Below are 18,530 nucleotides of genomic sequence, written 5' to 3'. Positions count from 1 at the left end.
TTTTATTGCCTTTTTAATCGCTCTTGTTTGTTGCTAAGACCGTTTATGTTGGTTTTTATATATAGCAGGAGCGATGCCCATCATTTTTTTAAATAATCGTGAAAAATAATATTGATCAGAGAAACCCACCTCTACACAGATTTCCTTGATATTCAAATCACTAAAATATAAAAACTGGCAAGCCTTCTGTATTTTCAACTCGTTAAAATATTGGTTAGGAGAACGTCCGGTTTTTGCTTTGAAAAGTCTGGAATAGTGGGTTACAGACAAGTGTTGTGCGGTTGCCAGATCCTGAAGCGAATAGTTGAGTGCAATATTTTGTTTCATAAATGCAATCGATCTGGCAACTTTATCCAATTCGGTATGGGATGGATTAATCTCTTTGAAATAGATTAAATGTGCCAAAAAATTCTGTAGGCTCAAGTTTACAATTTCTAAATCTCTATTCTCAAAGCTGTTCCCGAGTATTTTCAACATCATCTCAAATTCTCGAAATCTTTTTTCGTCATACGCAGAGAAAACAGGGGTTTGAATATTTTCCAAGTATCGACGATAAAAAATATCAGCACTGGCGCCTTTAAAATGTATCCAATAAAGTGTCCACGGGTTGTTTTGTGAACTTGCGTATTTATGCCCAACTTGTTTCGGCAGAATGATGAAATGATTGGGATTAAGCTTAAAGTTTTGATCCTCAATGGTTACAGACCCGCTCCCTGTGATACAATAGAGCAATATGTATTCGCTACACCCGAGTTTACGCTCCCTGCTATGGTAAATCGCATGTGGATAATAGCCTATGGCTGTGAGATACAACTGATTAATTAAATCATTCTTAACAACAGAATTTTTAACATTCGGTGGAAGAACAATCATTTGTTGGCCAACAAAACCCTCCTTTATCTTCTTGTCTGATTTTAATTTATAGGTCATAATGGATAGCCGCTACCAATGATCGTATCTTTGCATTATTTTTTTTAAATATGCGTAGATCAATGGTTGGTTGATGTTGTTAGGTTAATTCTTCAAGCATAGCAAATATAACAATTTCCATGTTTTACTTATTTTAATTGACTTTCTGTGAAATCTTTCGTTTCTTCACAAACCTATATATCCTAACCACAACCACGCCGGTAAAAGGCAATAAGCCAATGTTCAAATCCAAAGTAATCTTAATCCTATCGCTTCTTTTATCCGTTTATTTTCAAGGTTTAGCGCAAAGAAACCAAATCACACTTAATGATGGTTGGAAATTTTCTAAAGGCACTTTTGCCGATGCGGCTGCACCAGGTTTTGATGACAGTAAATGGCAAAGCGTTCGGGTTCCTCATGATTGGGCTATTTCTGGTCCTTTCGATAAGGAAATAGACAAACAAGTTACTGCCATCACGCAGAATGGTGAAAAAAAGCCGACTGAAAAAACAGGTAGAACGGGTGCTCTACCCTACATTGGCGAAGGTTGGTACAGGAAAAAACTTACTCTTCCCGCCGTTACTTCAACGCAAAAAGTGTTGCTGCAAATCGATGGTGCAATGAGCGAACCCCGGGTTTACCTTAACGGAAAGCAAGTAGGGCAGTGGAATTATGGTTACAATTATTTTTATATAGACATTACCAATGAACTGAAATCAAAAGATAATGTGCTGGCCATTCACCTTAATAACAAGCCAAAATCTTCCCGTTGGTATCCTGGTGCAGGGTTGTATCGCAATGTTCACCTCATTATCAAAGAAGAGAAAAGCATTGATCAATGGGGCATTACCATCACTACTCCGGTGGTAGAAAAGGGATTTGCTAAGGTGAACGTAACAACAAAACTAATTGGCTCAAACTTGCGCCTGGTTAATCAGGTTTTGGATAGTTCGGGTAAACAGGTTGCTGTAGATACTGCAAAATCTTTTTTTGGACAGGAGGCAGATCAGAATATTCGCGTTTCCGAACCAAGATTATGGAGCCCCGAAAACCCATATCTGTACACGCTTGTTTCTACAGTATACGATGGTGACCAGGTTAAAGATATCGTTAAAACTCGTTTCGGCATCAGAACCATTAGTTTTAAAGCCAATCAGGGTTTCAGTTTAAACGGACAAGTACGAAAATTTAAAGGCGTTTGTTTACATCATGATTTAGGTCCGCTCGGAGCCGCGATTAATGTGGCCGCGTTACGCAGACAACTAACCATCTTGAAAGATATGGGTTGCGATGCAATCAGGAGTTCACATAATATGCCTTCGCCTGAACAATTGGAGCTTTGCGATGAAATGGGATTTATGTTCCTGGCAGAAAGTTTTGATGAATGGGCAAAAGCAAAGGTAGAAAATGGTTATCATTTGTATTTCAATACTGATGCTGAGAAAGATATCGTAAATCTTGTACAGGCAAATAAAAACCACCCGAGTATTGTGATGTGGAGTTCAGGAAATGAAGTGCCAGATCAGTTTGGAGCCGAAGGGGTTAAACGGGCAAAATGGTTACAGGAAATTTTTCATCGTGAAGATCCTACTCGTCCGGTTACTGTAGGAATGGATCAAGTTAAGGCTACTATGCAATCGGGCTTCGGGGCACTTCTTGATATTCCAGGACTAAATTATCGGGTGCATCTTTACGAGGAGGCCAACAAGGCTTTCCCACAAGGTTTTATTTTAGGCTCTGAAACGGCCTCTACAGTAAGTTCGCGAGGAGTTTATAAATTTCCGGTGGTTAAGGCCAAAGATAAGCAGTATGATGATTTCCAATCTTCATCTTATGATATGGAATACTGCAGCTGGTCTAATCTTCCCGATGATGATTTTGTGATGCAGGATGATAAGCCATGGGTGATCGGGGAGTTTGTATGGACTGGCTTCGACTACCTGGGCGAGCCAACACCTTACGACAATAGCTGGCCTTCAAGAAGTTCATATTTCGGAATTTCTGATTTAGCAGGTTTGCCAAAAGACCGGTTCTATTTATACCGAAGCCGATGGAACAAAACTAAACCAACATTGCATTTACTTCCACATTGGAATTGGGAAAATAGAACTGGAGAAACCACACCCGTTTTTGTTTACACCAGCTATGACAGCGCTGAACTTTTTTTGAATGGAAAAAGCCTTGGTATTCGTAAAAAAGACAAAACCTCTCCTCAAAACAGATACAGGCTGATGTGGATGGGTGTAAAATATCAACCGGGAACGCTTAAAGTTGTAGCTTTCGATGCACAGGGTAAACCAGCTGCGGAAGAGAAAATAGTAACTGCAGGTAAGCCTTATAAGATTGTACTTACTCCAGATCGGAGCGTAGTTGATGCAGATGGAAAAGATTTGTCTTTTGTTACCGTTTCGGTCGTTGATAAAGACGGAAATCTATGTCCTACAGCCAGCCAACAACTCAAGTTTGATGTGAGCGGTAATGGAAAATTTAAAGCTGTGTGTAATGGCGATGCCACTTCTTTAGAGAGTTTTGAGAAACCTACCATGAAATTATTTAGTGGAAAACTGGTGGTTCTGGTAGAGTCGACCGTTAATCCAGGAAAAATAAAATTAAACGTAACTGGAGGAGGTTTAAAGGCAGCGCAAACAGAAATTATTTCCAAATTAAAATAGCTTTAGTTTGATTTTTTTTCTTGATTGATTTGGACGGGTGGCTACAGGATGGCAAATAAAAATTGTTTCTGCATATTTGGTTGCAATTGAGTTTTCAGTTGCTTAACCAAATATATTTTTCCAGTACCGATTGCGGTTTGAACGTTCCATTTATGAGTACAATAATTTTATTTGCGGGTGATTTATGGACCAACTATGCCACCAATATCAGTGCGGATAAGATCTATTTACGCATCGCCGGAAACAAAACATCTACCCACGGAAAAACCATCGAAAAAAAAGCAAATGAATTTTAAAAAACTGATATTAATTAGCGGCGCTGTGTTTTTCTGCCACCAATTAAGAGCGCAAAGTATAGATTATAAGTTTGACTTTGGGCCAGGCAAGGCAGCAAAAAACCACATCAAAATTTTACCAAAAACCAGCTTTGCGAATAACAAAAAATATGGTTTCGATTTTGATAGTGAGGTAGAAGGAATCGACCGGGGAGGCAAAAACCTGCTCAATGCCGACTTGGTGCGAAGCAATAAGCCGTTTTATTTTTCGGTAGCGGTACCAGAGGGAAATTATAGGGTAACATTAACATTGGGAGATGCAAAAGAATCGTCGTTAACTACGGTTAAAGCAGAATCCCGCCGGCTGATGCTAGAGGATGTTAAAACTAAAGCAGGCCAATATGTGGTCAAATCGTTCATTGTCAATGTAAAAAATAAAAACATTAAAGATGGGAGGGTTGTTGGGCTGAAACCCCGTGAGCTTACCAAACTAGATTGGGACGATAAATTAACCTTAGAGTTTGATCACCAAACAGCATTAGCAGGCTTAGAAATTACAAAAGTTGAAGATCAGATTACTGTTTTTTTGGCTGGCAATTCTACAGTTGTCAATCAGGAAAATGAACCTTGGGCATCCTGGGGGCAAATGATTCCCCGGTTTTTTAAGCCTGGTGTTGCCATTGCCAACCATGCAGAATCTGGCCTCACATTGGGCTCTTTCCAAGGAAGCAGAAGGTTGGATAAAATTCTGAGTATTGCAAAGCCAGGCGATTACCTGTTTATAGAATTTGGCCACAACGATCAAAAGGAAAAAGGCGCCAATGATGGAGCTTATAAATCCTATACGGAGCGGATGAAAACCTTTGTTTCTGAATTTAAGAAAATCGGTGGAATCCCTGTAATTGTTACTTCTACTAGCAGAAGATCTTTTGGAGCAGATGGAAAAACACAGAATACACTTGGCGATTATCCAGATGCCGCAAGGAAGGTAGCTAAAGAGGAAAACGTTGCTTTAATTGATCTTAATGTGATGACAGCCAAATTGTACGATGCATTGGGCGAAGACAAATCTAAAAAAGCCTTTGTTCATTATCCAGCAAATAGCTATCCCGACCAGGATAAACCATTGGCAGACAATACACATTTCAACCCGTACGGGGCTTATGAAATTGCAAAGTGCGTGGTTTTAGGAATTAAAGCTCAGCAGCTTGGCATTGCTAAATATATTGTGAACGATTTTCCTAATTTTGATCCATCAAAACCAGATGACCCATCAGTTTGGAAATGGCCTGAAAGCCCTAATAGCAGCTTAATCAAACCTGATGGAAATTAATAAACGATCATGAAATTCATTCTATCCCTTATTTGTTTCTTTACTGTTAACGTATGCTGTATGGCGCAACAGAAGCTCACCGCTTTTCAGTTGAGAGATGTGCGTTTACTAGAAAGTCCTTTTTTGGCTGCTCAGCAAACCGATCAAAATTATATGCTCTCGCTAAATGCCGATAAACTTTTAGCACCATACCATGTAGAGGCTGGCTTAACACCAAAATCTAGTTCGTACGGTAACTGGGAAAATACGGGTTTAGATGGGCACATTGGTGGCCACTATGTATCGGCACTATCACTAATGTATGCCTCAACCGGCGATTTAAAAGTAAAGCAGCGGCTTGATTATATGATCGATGAGCTGGAGAAATGTCAAATTAAAAATGGTAATGGTTATCTTTCCGGGGTGCCTGACGGAAAGAAAATTTGGGACCAGATCAAAGCAGGCAATATAAAATCATCAAGTTTCTCGCTAAATGATAGATGGGTTCCATTGTACAACATTCATAAAATTTACGCCGGCCTTTACGATGCTTATGCTATTGCTGGAAACATTAGGGCGAAAGGAATGCTCATTAAGCTCACCGATTGGTGCATTGATTTGGTGTCGGGTTTAACCGATGAGCAAATTCAAACTTTGTTAAAAAGTGAACATGGCGGCTTAAATGAGGTTTTTGCCAACGTATATTCAATTACTAAGGATAAAAAATATCTTAAACTGGCCAAGCAGTTTTCAGATCACTCTATTTTAAATCCGCTTGAAGACAATAAAGATTCTTTAAATGGTTTGCATGCCAATACTCAAATTCCGAAGGTAATTGGGTTTGAACAAATTGCCTTGGTAGCAGCCGATACGGAAATGGCAAACGCTGCAGATTTTTTTTGGAAAACAGTTGTAAACCACCGAACCACCTCCATTGGTGGCAACAGTGTGAGGGAGCATTTTCATCCTTCAAACGATTTTTCTTCGATGCTTGAGTCGAGGGAAGGACCGGAAACTTGTAATTCTTACAATATGCTGAAGCTCACCAAGCAGCTGTTTCTTGCCAATCCATCAAACACTTATTTAGATTATTACGAACGAACGCTTTATAACCACATTCTTACTTCGCAACGCAGCAAAGGTGGATTTGTGTATTTTACCCCGATGCGTCCCGGGCATTACCGAACCTATTCGAATCCTCAGGAAAGTTTTTGGTGCTGCGTGGGATCAGGATTGGAAAACCATGGTAAATACGGCGAGTTGATTTATGCTCATGATGAAAAAAATCTATTTGTAAACCTCTTCATTCCATCGCAAGTTGATTGGAAAGAACGTGGGATAAAAGCTGTTCAAAGAACATCGTTTCCAAACACCGATTTCACCACGCTTGAAATTTCGCTGACGAAAAAACAGCAATTCGCTGTGAACTTCCGCTATCCTTCTTGGGTTGAAAAAAATAAAATGCAGGTTTTTGTTAACGGAAAATCTGTTGAAGTGAAAGATTTAAAAAATGGTTATGTAAGTGTTAACAGACTTTGGTCAACAGGCGATCGGATTAAGGTAATTTTACCAATGCATACCTCAACTGAATTTATGCCTGATGGATCTGACTGGGTTTCCTTTGTGCATGGTCCCGTGGTTTTGGCAGCAGCATTAGATACGCTGGACCAGCCGAATATCACTGCCGACGGTAGCAGAATGGGACATATTGCATCGGGTAAGCTTTTACCGATAAACGAAGCGCCTTTGGTAACTGGAACTAAAAGCACCCTTGCCAGTCAGGTAAAACCTTTACCTAACAATGCATTGGAATTTAGTGCTGCAACATTAATTTATCAACCGAAATACAAAGATTTAAAGCTTGTTCCTTTTTATAATTTAGAGGAGAAAAGATACGTGATTTATTTCCCTTATGCTACGATAGAAGGTTTACCAGAACGGGCGAAGGCTATTCAGCTTGCCGAAAAGGAGAAACAGGAGTTAGAATTGGCAACAATTGATCTTGTAAATACTGGCGAACAGCAACCCGAGACTGATCACGATTTGAAAGGTGAGAAAACGGAAAATGGAACTTTCAACGATCAACATTTTAGAAATGGATCTGGTTGGTTTAGTTATGTGTTGAAAAACAAAGATTTACAAGCTCGCAAAGTGAGGCTATTATTATATGGAGCCGAAAAAAACCGAACTTTCGATGTGATTATTAATAGCAAACTTGTAACGCAAATCTCAATGGATGGAAGTAATGGAAATGTGTTTTTCTCGAAGGATATCTTAATACCAGAATCTCTAATGAATAAAGAAATCACCGTAAAATTTGAAGCTAGCAAAGGTTCCAGAATTGCCAATATTTACGAAGTAAGACTGATGCGATAAGATTTAAAGGTTAGCAAATCTTAGCAACCAATAGTTAGCTAACGAAGTTTATTTATCTGCTTCCCGCCATTCGCTACAATCTTTTTGTCGGCTTCTGTCATGCTGAGGTACGAAGCATCCCTGCCTACCGTAGGCAGGTGTTTCATCGGCTGCAGATGCTTCGTGCCTCAGCATGACAGTGTATTCAAGGTTGCTGCAAACAAAAAGTATTTTCGCTGCTGTCGGGTTTAGGTAATTAATGAGCTACAAGAAACAAAGACTTTCAAACTGCAGGATTTGGCTAAAGCCTTGGTTGCTTTATTTATTTTCCGTCAGTTGAAACTGACGGCAATAATTTATCGCCAATCGGTTTTGCCAGCTTTAGTCCTTTTACTTTAGCTTTTAAGCTTTTATCTTCGAGCTTTTTTTTCTTCCGCTGATGCGGAAAAAAAAGAAGCAGTTTTAGCAAAAATAGTTCAGGTACTGTAAGCGAAAGCTAGATAATAATGTTCATCACTAATCAAGGTCTTTATTTTGCTTTTTTTACTCCTTCGCTGGTCATCACTATTCTTTTTATCGTTCCGTCGCTATTATAGTTCAAATAATCGATACAAACAGATCTTCTGAAACTGCCGCCGTCAGTATTAATGGCGCCATTGTGGTAAATGAAATATGATTTTCCTTTGAAATCGATTATAGCCTGATGATTGGTATTCGAATTTCCAGCTATCTCATTTAAAATGCCTTTATATTCCCATGGTCCATTTACATTTTTGCTCATGGCGTAAACAATCTTTTCAGGGAAACCCGATGCATAAGAAAGATAATACCAGTTTTTGCGTTTGTGTATCCAAGGTGCCTCGGTAAATTCGGGGACGTCAATTTTTTGTATCGGACCATCCAATTCGATCATGTTCTTTTTAAGCTTGGCATAATAGCATCTTTGGTTTCCCCAAAATAAATAAGCCTGTCCATCATCATCAATAATTACAGATGGATCGATATCGTCCCAGCTGATTTTGACATCTGTAGTCATATCATTTGTGATCAGCGCTTTACCAATCGCATCCTTAAAAGGTCCACGGGGATTGTCAGAAACCGCTACTCCGATAGATTTTCCATATATAGTTCCGTGAGAAATAGCTACATACCAATAAAACTTTCCATCGCGTTCAATTACTTGTGAGGCCCAGGCATCGTTTTTTGCCCATGCAAAGTTTTTAACATTTAGCGGTGAAGGATGTTCCTTCCAATTGATCATATCTGCTGAAGAATACACTAACCAATCATGCATTTCGTAATTCTCCTTCCCCTTCGGGGCGACATCATGTCCGGTGTATAGGTAAACCGAATCGCCGTAAACATAGGCAGCAGGGTCTGCCGTATATTTATCCGTGATAATCGGATTGCCTTTGGCTACGATAATTTTTTCCTGGGCCTTTATGCCAAATTGTATCGCTGAAAGCATTACTATTGATAGGCCTAATCGTCTTAACATCATATTATTGCTTTAATAATTTTTTAAGTTCTTTTTCTTTTATGGTGAGGATGGTTCCGTGCCTCAAACCTTTCGGTAGTAAAATTTTCTCAGAAACATCGGTCCAGTTTTTTAAATCTGATGATAAGATGGCGCCATATTTATGATCGCGATATTTATCAAAATAAACAAGCCATTCGTTGCCTACTTTGATTGCCGTTGGCCCTTCAGCCCAGTATTTTCCGGTTATAGCTTGACCAGCTTTTGAGTAAGGACCAGTCAAATTATCGGCAGTTGCAATCTTGATATTTTTTTGAGCCGGTTCGCGGGTTTCATCTTTTAAAAACATGATAAACTTTCCCTCGTCCTTTACAATGGTTGCATCGATTACGTTAAAACCTGGCTCATAAAGAAGTTTTGTTTCCGAATAGGTTTTGAAATCTTTAGTGCTTACAAAATAAATTCTATGATTATAACCATCTTCTAAGCTCGAAGCGGTTTCATTAAATTTTCCTGTTATGGTACTTGCCCAATAAATAATATAGGTTTTAGTAAGGCTATCGTAGGTAATTTCAGGAGCCCAGGTATTTCTTGCGCCTTCCTGTTTAGCCATTACTGGCAAAAATTGTTGTTCGCTCCAATGGATTAAATCTTTTGAGTTTGCATATCCAATTCCTTTATCTTTCCAGCTTACTGTCCAAACCATATGAAATAAACCGTCTGCGCCACGAATAACGCAGGGGTCTCTCATCAATTGATCTTTACTTACTGTTGGTTTCAAAAAAGAAGAATCATTTTTTAGGGCAGTCCATTGGTAAGCATCTTTACTGTAAGCCAAGTGCAGGCCATCTTTACCGTTATTTTTAAAATAGGCAAACAGATATACGGCTTTATTTGATTGTGCAAATAGGTTGGAGGCGCAACACATCATTGCTGCTAAAAGGAGATATATCTTTTTCATTTTCATACTGTTTATTTCAGCTCAAGCACCACCACAGACTGAGCTGGAATATCTACTTTAAGTGCTTTACCAGATTTTTTTGCACCATTAAATTTTGCGTTGTGTATTTTATTTGGATCAGAAAACGTGTTGATATCCGTTACTTTTGCCGAAGTAAGAATCTGGCCAGTTACCGTTTTCCATTTTAAATCACCTAAATCTGTGTTGATAGAGATTTTATTTTTCGGGTCGAGATTTACCAGCGAAACGTGAATGGCTCCGGTTGAATCCTGCGAAGCAGAAACATTCAATGCTGCAATTTTTTGATCACCCATTGTATAATCCGGACTTGTAAAATTTATCGGAAGGTACTTCGCATCCATGTGTACTTTGAATAAGTCGAAAACATGATAGGTAGGAGTGAGCAGCATTTTATCTTTTTCTGTTAAGATCATTGCTTGTAAAACATTTACCGTTTGTGCCAGGTTTGCCATTCGCACCCGGTCAGAGTGGTTGTTAAAAATATTTAGGGTTGTGCCGGCAATTAGCGCATCGCGTAAGCTATTCTGCTGATAAAGAAAGCCCGGATTGGTTCCCGGTTCTACGTCAGTCCAAATCCCCCACTCATCAACAATTAAAGCAACTTTTTTCTTAGGGTCATATTTGTCCATAATTGCCGAATGTTTGGCTACAATTTCTTCCATACGAATACAATTTTTCATCGTATTGAAGTATTGTGCTTCATCGAATTTAGTTGCCGAGCCTTTTACGCCCCAATTCCCTGTAGGTAGGGTATAATAATGGAGTGTTAAGCCCCACATTCTATTTGGGCCAATGTTTTTCATGCAGGTTTCCGTCCAACGGTAATCTTCTGCATTAGCACCACTGGCAATTCTTTTCAACGGAGCACCAGGATAATCACGGGCATAAGTAGCATATCGGCGGTATAAATCGCTGTAGTAATCAGCGGTCATGTTGCCGCCACAGCCCCAGCTTTCGTTTCCTACACCCCAAAATGAAACTTTCCAGGGTTTATCCATTCCGTTTTGCTTCCTGATTGCCGTCATTGGGCTCACGCCGTCGAAATTAAGATATTCAACCCATTTGGCCATTTCCTCAACCGTTCCACTGCCCACATTACCTGCAATGTAGGGCTCGCAGTTCAGCATTTGGCAGAGCTCCAGAAATTCATGTGTGCCAAAACTATTGTCTTCTATTACGCCGCCCCAGTTGGTATTAACCATTTTCGGGCGCTCATTTCGTGGTCCAATACCATCTCTCCAGTGGTATTCATCGGCAAAACAACCACCTGGCCACCGTAAATTGGGTACATTTATTTTTTTCAAAGCCGCTACCACATCCAATCTTATTCTGCCCTTATTTGGGATAGGAGAGTTTTCATCTACCCAAAACCCATCGTAGATACATCTCCCTAAATGTTCTGAGAAATGACCATAAATGTGTTTACTAACAATTTGATCGCCCGCAGGCTTAACGGATAATAACGTTTCGCTTTGCGCATTTGCAAAATAGCTAATGCAAAGCATTGCGAAAGAGAACATTAATTTCTTCATGGTTTGGCGTATGAGATGAATGGGATTTTAATAACGTTGAATGAATATGGCTTTAGCGAGGTGCTCAGCTTCTTGTCTTTTATACTGATAGCAGCTGCCTTCGGACTCACGGCAACCGGGTTTTCGAAAGAATTTAATTGGCTTAAGTGCTCACTTGCCAATTCTTCAATTGTCCCTTTGGTTTTCAATTTAGTTTTTCCTTCCAGATCAAAAATTATGCTTTGGCTTTCTTTGGTGTTATTTGCAATTTTAATGATCAGTTCTTTTTTTGTTTTGTCGATTACGGATGAAGCAAAAAGACCATCTTGTCCGATGATGTTCTTGTCATCAAGTGTGATGGAAACCACATCGGTGCCTTTGTTGGTAGAAAATAGTTTCTGAACGTAATAGTCTGGCGTACCATACGAATTTAAATTATCGACCCAAATCATATCTGGTGCCCATTGCCAGCCATCAATATGAGCAAAAAGCGGTGCGTACGATGCCATTTGAACTACATCAGCATTGCGCTCTAATCCTGTCATTAATGAAGCCGAGGCCAGTGCACTTTCCCAGTTATTTCGATTGCTGCCAATTACGTTTTTATCGGCATGAACAGCATATTCCCCGACAAAAATTTTGGTGTCGTTTCTAGGATAATTATCGTAACGGCCAGCATTTTTCAAAAACCAGTCTGCCGGACGATAATAATGTTCATCTATAAAATCAGCTTTATTTTCACGCAGTGAGGTATTCAATAGATTGAAACGATCGCCATCAGGATCGGTTCCTGAGCTGTTAATCAATTTTAAATCGGGATATTTTGCTTTGATTGCTTTTGTAAAAATCGCCAGGCGCTCTAAATACTGCGGTCCCCAGTTTTCGTTGCCAACCCCCATCATTTTTAGGTTAAATGGTTTTGGATGACCAAGCTCGGCTCGCTTTTTTCCCCAGGTGGTACTCACATCTCCATTTGCGAACTCAATTAAATCGAGCGCATCCTGAACATAAGGTTGTAATTCATCTAAAGCCACTACTTCGCCGGTATTAAACTGGCAGGCCATTCCGCAATTAAGAATCGGCAAAGCATCCGATCCAATATCTTCTGCCAGCTGGAAATATTCAAAAAAGCCCAGTCCGAAAGTTTGATAATAATCTGGGGCAGGGCGATGGGCAAATTCAGTATTCCAGCGGTTGATCAGCAGTTTCCGCTCCTCAATAGGGCCAATGGTATTTTTCCATTGATAACGGTTCGCCAGATCAGTTCCTTCCACAATGCATCCACCCGGAAACCGGATAAATCCTGGCTTCATATCCGCCAGCAACTGGACCATATCTGCCCTCAATCCTTGTTTACGATTCTTCCAGGTATCACCAGGAAATAGCGAAATCATATCTAAATCGATATTTCCTTTCCCTTGAAAGATAATGCCGAATTTTGCTTTTGGGTTGGTTTCAGTAGCTACGAAACTTACCGATTGCTTTTTCCAGTCGTTGCCGGTGCTTTCAGGAATGAAATTGCCCTGACCAATAATTTTTCTATTTTCATCCTTCAAAATTAACACCATTTTCACTCCAGGTTGCAACTGACGGTACATCGCTGAAAAATCATATCGCATCCCTTTTTTAACTCCTATGCCCTTGAAGCCTTCATTAATCAATTCGAAATCATCAGTTAATTTTTTAATCTGGAGGTAGCGGGGATTCGCCGCATTGGTTTCTTTGCGGTTCACAACCAACACTTCACCTTCTCTCGGTTTATTTCTGTAAATCGACCAGCCCATTAAAGGTTTAGCAAATTCGAAAGATCTGTTTTTAATGAGTTCCGCGTAAATTCCGCCATCGGCACCAAAATTAATATCCTCGAAAAATACACCCCACATATTGGGTTGAACCTTTGCAATGGGTTGATCTAACTTAACTTTAACGATTTTTGGCTGCTGTGCATTTAACGGAATCACAAAGAAAGCCGTTAAGCATGTAATTAAAACACTTTTTACAGGTGCAATGAGTTTCATTATATAATATTTGGTCAGTACTAATTGTAAATGTAAAGTTTTTAAAATAATAAACGTTAATTGTACGATTATTTTTTTGCGAATGTTATTCTACAATATTGCCATCTAGGTTATGCATGGTTGGTCCTTGTTTCTATCATTAAAAAGATGTTTCCATTAAATTTAGTAACATTTATATCTCAATTATAATTTCATATCGCTTTAAAGGGTTCAGATCGTTAATGTAGCATGTTAACATCTAATTACAGGATACCACAGGATGCCAGTTTATGATTTAGTCTTTAAATTGTCGACTTAAAGAGCATTTCAATTTAACCTGAAGATGCTTTTCTAACCAATATCTTTTTATGAGGCTCCCTTGTATCAGTCTTTTGTTTATGATGATGTCTTTGTGTGCGGTTTATTACGGGCAGCGGCAATCGTTAAGCAACAACACATTAATGTTTAGAAATGCAGCAAAAAATGGCGAAGAAGCTTTGACAATTGGAAAGGGAGAACTATCAAAAGATACCATTAACTCTAATACAACTAAACCTTTAACTTATATGAGCCTCCAAGCTGAAAGCACGAGGCGAACAAAGCAGGGCAAATTGTACCATAATATACTGAATTTGATTGTTGGTAAAATATAATTTCGAAATTGATTCTATTTAAGCGCTTATGAAAATCAAACATATCATTGTTCTTGTCGTGGTGAGTTGCTATTCCTGCTTGGGTATGGCACAGCAAAAATCAGCAAAGCCGCTTCCCGATGCTAAAACAATGAAGTTATTTTTTGAAAAGGTCTATCTGCAAACAGACAGGAACTATTTCAGCACTGGCGAGGATGTTTGGTTTAGCGCCTATTTGGTGAACGGAAAAAGCACAAGTCTTACATCGAGTAGTGCGAACTTATATGTAGAACTCGTTTCTCCCCAATCGGCGATATTAGATAAAAAAACGATTTTATTAAGCAAAGGGTTAGGGAATGGAGATTTCAAATTACCAGATTCTATCGCTACGGGTTGGTATAACATACGTGCTTACACCAACTGGATGCGGAATTTTGGCGATGAATTCGTATTCCAGAAAAGTATCTATATCACCAACAACCTGAAAGAAAATGCCACTTATGCTACGCGAAATGCAAACAAAAAACCTGTTGGCATTGCCGAAAGTGGCAACAAAAAAACAATTACATTTTTTCCTGAAGGAGGGGCACTCGTTGAGGGGGTAAACAGTTTGGTGGCTTTTAAAACGAACGATGATTTAGGCAATGGTCTCAAAGCTTCAGGTAGTATTGTGTCTAGTAAAGGCGATACAGTAGCAAGTTTTCAAAGCACAGCCGTGGGAATGGGATTATTTACTTTCACGCCCAAAATAAATGAAACCTATCGAGCGGTAGGGGTTTTTGGCAATGAGAAATTTTCGACGCCACTTCCAGAAATACTTAAAAAAGGTTTGTCGTTACATGTAACCGCCGATTCGCTTTACTTAAAAGCATCTATTACCGCCAATGAGATGATGTTTAGTGAAATTGCTGGAAAGACTTTGTCAGTTGTGATTAAACACGCGGGAGACAAAATTTACACAGGAGCAGTTAAAATGGTAAAGCAAAGTATTTCAGTTTCTATTCCAAGCAAAGGTTTTCCAGCCGGTATTGCGGTAATTACTTTAGTTGATGATTTAGGAAAACCACACTGTGAGCGTTTGGTTTTCATCGCTGACGAAAAGAAAGTTTCCTATACGCTTAAACCCAACAAACAGACTTATCAAGCTCGCGAAAAAGTAGTGCTTAATGTAAAAGCTACTGATGCTTTTGGTATGCCGGTCAAAACCAATTTCTCACTGGCCGCTGTTGATGGTTTGATTCCGGATGATGGCAATGATATACGGACTTACTTGTTGCTTCAATCAGAAATTAAGGGCGAGATTAAAAATCCGGAGCAATATTTTGATGTTAAAAATCCTTCACGGTTAAAGCAGTTGGATTTGCTTTTGCTAACACAAGGTTGGAGAGCGTATTTATGGCGAAAATTTGCCGATACAACTATGTCTGTAAGTTATCTGCCTGAACCTGCGCTATCAATAAAAGGCTTTGTGAGAGAAAAAGTGGGTAATAAACCACTCCCAAATATGAATATCACATTATTTGGATCTGGATTTACTGGCGACAAGTTATTTACCACCACAACGGATCAGAATGGAAATTATTTTATTGATGGACTAAAGTGGTATGGCGATCAGCCTATAAAAATTTCTTCGCAAGATGCTAAAGGCAAGAAGGGCGGATGGCTTGAAATTGATTCGGCAACCAAACCAATATCTATCACTTTTAAAAAAGGATTACAAGATTTTGCTAAAAATATCGAAGCAGAAATCAGTAAACGCATGGATTATAATAAAATTTATAAGTTCGGCGATTCAATTACTTTAAATGATATTCAAATTAAGGCAGATCCAAATAAGAAGAAAGTTGTGCTCTTTAATGAAACCGTAATGACGTTTGGCTATCCTGAGCAGGTTTTCAATATCACTCCTGCCGATTACGCTTTTAACGGGCTTGAGCATTTCTTGCTCACTAAAGTAAGTGGAGCTTACCCTCGCGAAGATGTAGATTCAGTAGGATCAGAGGGGATTGCATTTATTTCAAATGGCAAAAAAATCACGCCAATCATAAGAGTCAATAATCGGGAAGAGTTGGTAGGCGAAAGGCGGGATTATTATAGTTTGAGAATGGATAAAATTGATCAGGTTAAAGTGCAGCACCTGATTAATAATTCGGGTACCGATGTTTATGTGATCAGTCTTAACTTAAAACAGGATGCGCTCGGTGCAACAAATCTTCATTTACTAAACCTCGACTTAACCGGATATTATAGTGCAAGAACATTTTACTCTCCCAATTATAGCAATCCTGCAAATAAAAATAAAGATTTGAGGACAACCATTTTTTGGGCACCAAAAGTAGAAACCAATGCCAAAGGAGAAGCAAGCGTAGTTTTCTACAATGGCGATAATAAAGGAACAATTGTAATTAAGACAGACGGGATCACAGAAAAAGGATCGGCAGTTACTGCAAAAAGTACATATGTTGTTCAATAAAACAAAAACCAAAAGAAGACAATTTGATGAAAGATAAACCAGTCGTTTTAAAATTCGGCTTTCTGCTGCTGATGATCATTTCATCATTGTATGTTTCTGCCCAGCGCCAAATGGAAAACCTGGGAAGAGGAGTAGTTGCCGTTCGCCAGGGTGCTGATTCTGTATTTATCAGCTGGAGGATTTTAGGGACTGAACCTGATGACATCACTTTTAATCTTTATCGAAAAACAGCCAATACAATAGCGAAAAAGTTGAATCAAACCCCGCTATCAAAAGCAACAAATTTTGTTGATGTCGGCATAAATCCTGATTTAGATAATAGCTATTTTGTAAAGGCGATAATAAAAAATCAGGAGCAAGAAGCGGGCAAGTCCTTTTTATTGAAGGCTAGAAGCGCTGTAAATCAGTATCTGACTATTCCATTAAAAACTCCAGCCGGATATACACCAAATGACGCATCGGTAGGTGATCTCGATGGCGATGGGGAATATGATATTGTTTTGCACCAAACGGGTAGAAGTCGTGATAATTCATCAAATGGACTAACTGATCCACCAATTTTTCAGGCTTATAAAGTTGATGGTACATTTTTGTGGGAGATTAATTTGGGTAAAAACATCAGAGAAGGTGCTCATTATACACAGTTTATGGTTTACGATTTAGATGGAGACGGAATTGCCGAATTCGCCTGTAAAACTGCTGATGGTACGATTGATGGCATAGGAGAAGTAATAGGCGATTCAACAAAAGATTATCGCGATCGCAATGGCCGGAATTTAGAAGGCCCAGAATTTTTCACCATTTTTAGCGGCAAAACGGGTGAAGCTTTGGCGACTACAGATTACATTCCTGCGAGAGGCGACATTAGCGCTTGGGGTGGAAAAGGTGGTAATGGCAAAAATGATAACTCAGGAAATCGGGTTGATCGTTTTACAGCATGTATCGCCTACCTTGATGGCATTCACCCGAGTGTGGTAATGGCCAGAGGTTATTATGGTAGAACCGTTTTAGCAGCTTGGGATTGGCGAGGGGGCAAGCTTTCCTCCAGATGGGTTTTTGACTCAAAGGATGGAAAAAATCCCTTTTCAGGAATGGGAAACCATAATTTAAGCGTAGCCGATGTGGATGGTGATGGAAAAGATGAGATCATTTTCGGATCGATGTGTGTGAACGATAATGGAAAAGGTTTATACACAACTGGTTTACGCCATGGCGATGCTTTGCATGTTTCCGATCTTGATCCCGAAAGACCCGGACTAGAAGTTTTTGGTGTTCACGAAATTGAAGAAGGAACAAAAGGGCCTGGAGTGGCAGTTTACGGCGCAAAAACTGGGGAAATATTATGGCATGGATCCGAAGATGAAGACGTGGGCAGAGGTGTGGCAGATAACATAGACAATACCCGGGTTGGTGCGCAAATGTGGTGGTCCGGTTCCAACGGTTTATTCGATATTAAGGGCAATAGAATTGGAGCACAGCCACGATCTACCAACTTTTTAATTTACTGGGATGGAGATCTTTCCAGAGAACTTTTAGATGGCAATCATATCGATAAATACAATGGCGGAAGACTTTTGACCGCTGATGGCGCTATTGCGAACAACTGGACAAAGTCCACACCAACATTAAGTGCAGACCTTTTTGGCGATTGGCGTGAAGAGCTTGTTCTTCGGTCGTATGACAATCAAAGTCTCCGAATTTACACCACCACTATTCCAACGGAGCATAGAAATTACACCTTGATGCATGATCCACAATATCGCCTGAGCATTGCATGGCAAAATGTTGGCTACAACCAGCCGCCGCATACTGGTTTTTATTTTGGTTATGGAATGAAAAAGGCGCCGAAACCGAATATTGTACTTGTTAAGGCTGCAGCTCACAACCTTAAATAACAAGAATTTACTATCAATAAAGCTCAGTTTAATATCCACA

At 39.5% G+C, this 18,530-nt stretch carries 12 protein-coding genes; 6 read left to right on the top strand and 6 right to left on the bottom strand.

The window, feature by feature from the left end; all coding sequences use genetic code 11:
- Positions 1 to 33 precede the first annotated feature (33 nt).
- Entirely contained in the window at positions 34 to 930 is an 897-nt protein-coding gene (locus tag ACZZZK_RS01740) for an AraC family transcriptional regulator (protein WP_463482565.1), read from the bottom strand.
- A 218-nt stretch (positions 931 to 1,148) separates the two neighbouring features.
- Here ACZZZK_RS01740 and ACZZZK_RS01735 point away from each other — a divergent pair, with 218 nt between their 5' ends.
- The 4 genes from ACZZZK_RS01735 to ACZZZK_RS01720 all read left to right on the top strand — a co-directional run bounded on the left by ACZZZK_RS01735 (position 1,149) and on the right by ACZZZK_RS01720 (position 7,544).
- A complete protein-coding gene (locus ACZZZK_RS01735; protein WP_463482564.1) occupies positions 1,149 to 3,581 on the top strand; it encodes a DUF4982 domain-containing protein in 2,433 nt (810 codons plus the stop codon).
- A gap of 152 nt (positions 3,582 to 3,733) precedes the next feature.
- Positions 3,734 to 3,877 carry a hypothetical protein gene (locus tag ACZZZK_RS01730; protein ID WP_463482563.1) on the top strand — a complete coding sequence of 48 codons (144 nt, stop codon included), beginning with the start codon at positions 3,734 to 3,736 and terminating at the stop codon, positions 3,875 to 3,877.
- Positions 3,867 to 5,189, top strand: a complete 1,323-nt coding sequence (locus ACZZZK_RS01725; RefSeq protein WP_463482562.1) for a rhamnogalacturonan acetylesterase — start codon at positions 3,867 to 3,869, stop codon at positions 5,187 to 5,189. Before ACZZZK_RS01730 ends, ACZZZK_RS01725 begins: the two co-directional genes overlap by 11 nt.
- Before the next feature lie 9 nt (positions 5,190 to 5,198).
- Positions 5,199 to 7,544 carry a beta-L-arabinofuranosidase domain-containing protein gene (locus ACZZZK_RS01720; protein ID WP_463482561.1) on the top strand — a complete coding sequence of 782 codons (2,346 nt, stop codon included), beginning with the start codon at positions 5,199 to 5,201 and terminating at the stop codon, positions 7,542 to 7,544.
- 48 nt (positions 7,545 to 7,592) lie between these two features.
- On the opposite strand, the gene ACZZZK_RS01715 is transcribed toward ACZZZK_RS01720, so the two are convergent.
- From ACZZZK_RS01715 to ACZZZK_RS01695, 5 genes are all read right to left on the bottom strand, one after another.
- Positions 7,593 to 7,718, bottom strand: a complete 126-nt coding sequence (locus tag ACZZZK_RS01715) for a hypothetical protein (RefSeq protein ID WP_463482560.1) — start codon at positions 7,716 to 7,718, stop codon at positions 7,593 to 7,595.
- A gap of 334 nt (positions 7,719 to 8,052) precedes the next feature.
- Entirely contained in the window at positions 8,053 to 9,024 is a 972-nt protein-coding gene (locus ACZZZK_RS01710; protein ID WP_463482559.1) for a glycoside hydrolase family 43 protein, read from the bottom strand.
- 1 nt (position 9,025) lies between these two features.
- The gene (locus ACZZZK_RS01705) at positions 9,026 to 9,961 is read right to left on the bottom strand and encodes a glycoside hydrolase family 43 protein (RefSeq protein WP_463482558.1); all 936 of its coding nucleotides are present in this window, start codon (positions 9,959 to 9,961) and stop codon (positions 9,026 to 9,028) included.
- An 11-nt stretch (positions 9,962 to 9,972) separates the two neighbouring features.
- Entirely contained in the window at positions 9,973 to 11,514 is a 1,542-nt protein-coding gene (locus ACZZZK_RS01700) for an alpha-N-arabinofuranosidase (protein ID WP_463482557.1), read from the bottom strand.
- Entirely contained in the window at positions 11,511 to 13,511 is a 2,001-nt protein-coding gene (locus ACZZZK_RS01695) for an alpha-L-arabinofuranosidase C-terminal domain-containing protein (protein WP_463482556.1), read from the bottom strand. The genes ACZZZK_RS01700 and ACZZZK_RS01695 overlap by 4 nt, the downstream gene beginning before the upstream one ends.
- Positions 13,512 to 14,171: 660 nt before the next feature.
- Here ACZZZK_RS01695 and ACZZZK_RS01690 point away from each other — a divergent pair.
- Positions 14,172 to 16,595: an MG2 domain-containing protein gene (locus ACZZZK_RS01690; protein ID WP_463482555.1), complete on the top strand. Its 2,424-nt coding sequence runs from the start codon at positions 14,172 to 14,174 to the stop codon at positions 16,593 to 16,595.
- 26 nt (positions 16,596 to 16,621) lie between these two features.
- Complete coding sequence (locus ACZZZK_RS01685) at positions 16,622 to 18,490, top strand: rhamnogalacturonan lyase (protein WP_463482554.1); 1,869 nt, start codon at positions 16,622 to 16,624, stop codon at positions 18,488 to 18,490.
- Positions 18,491 to 18,530 lie beyond the last annotated feature (40 nt).

The organism is Pedobacter sp. AC163 (assembly GCF_979258665.1).
This window is presented reverse-complemented; position numbering and strand designations above follow the sequence as displayed.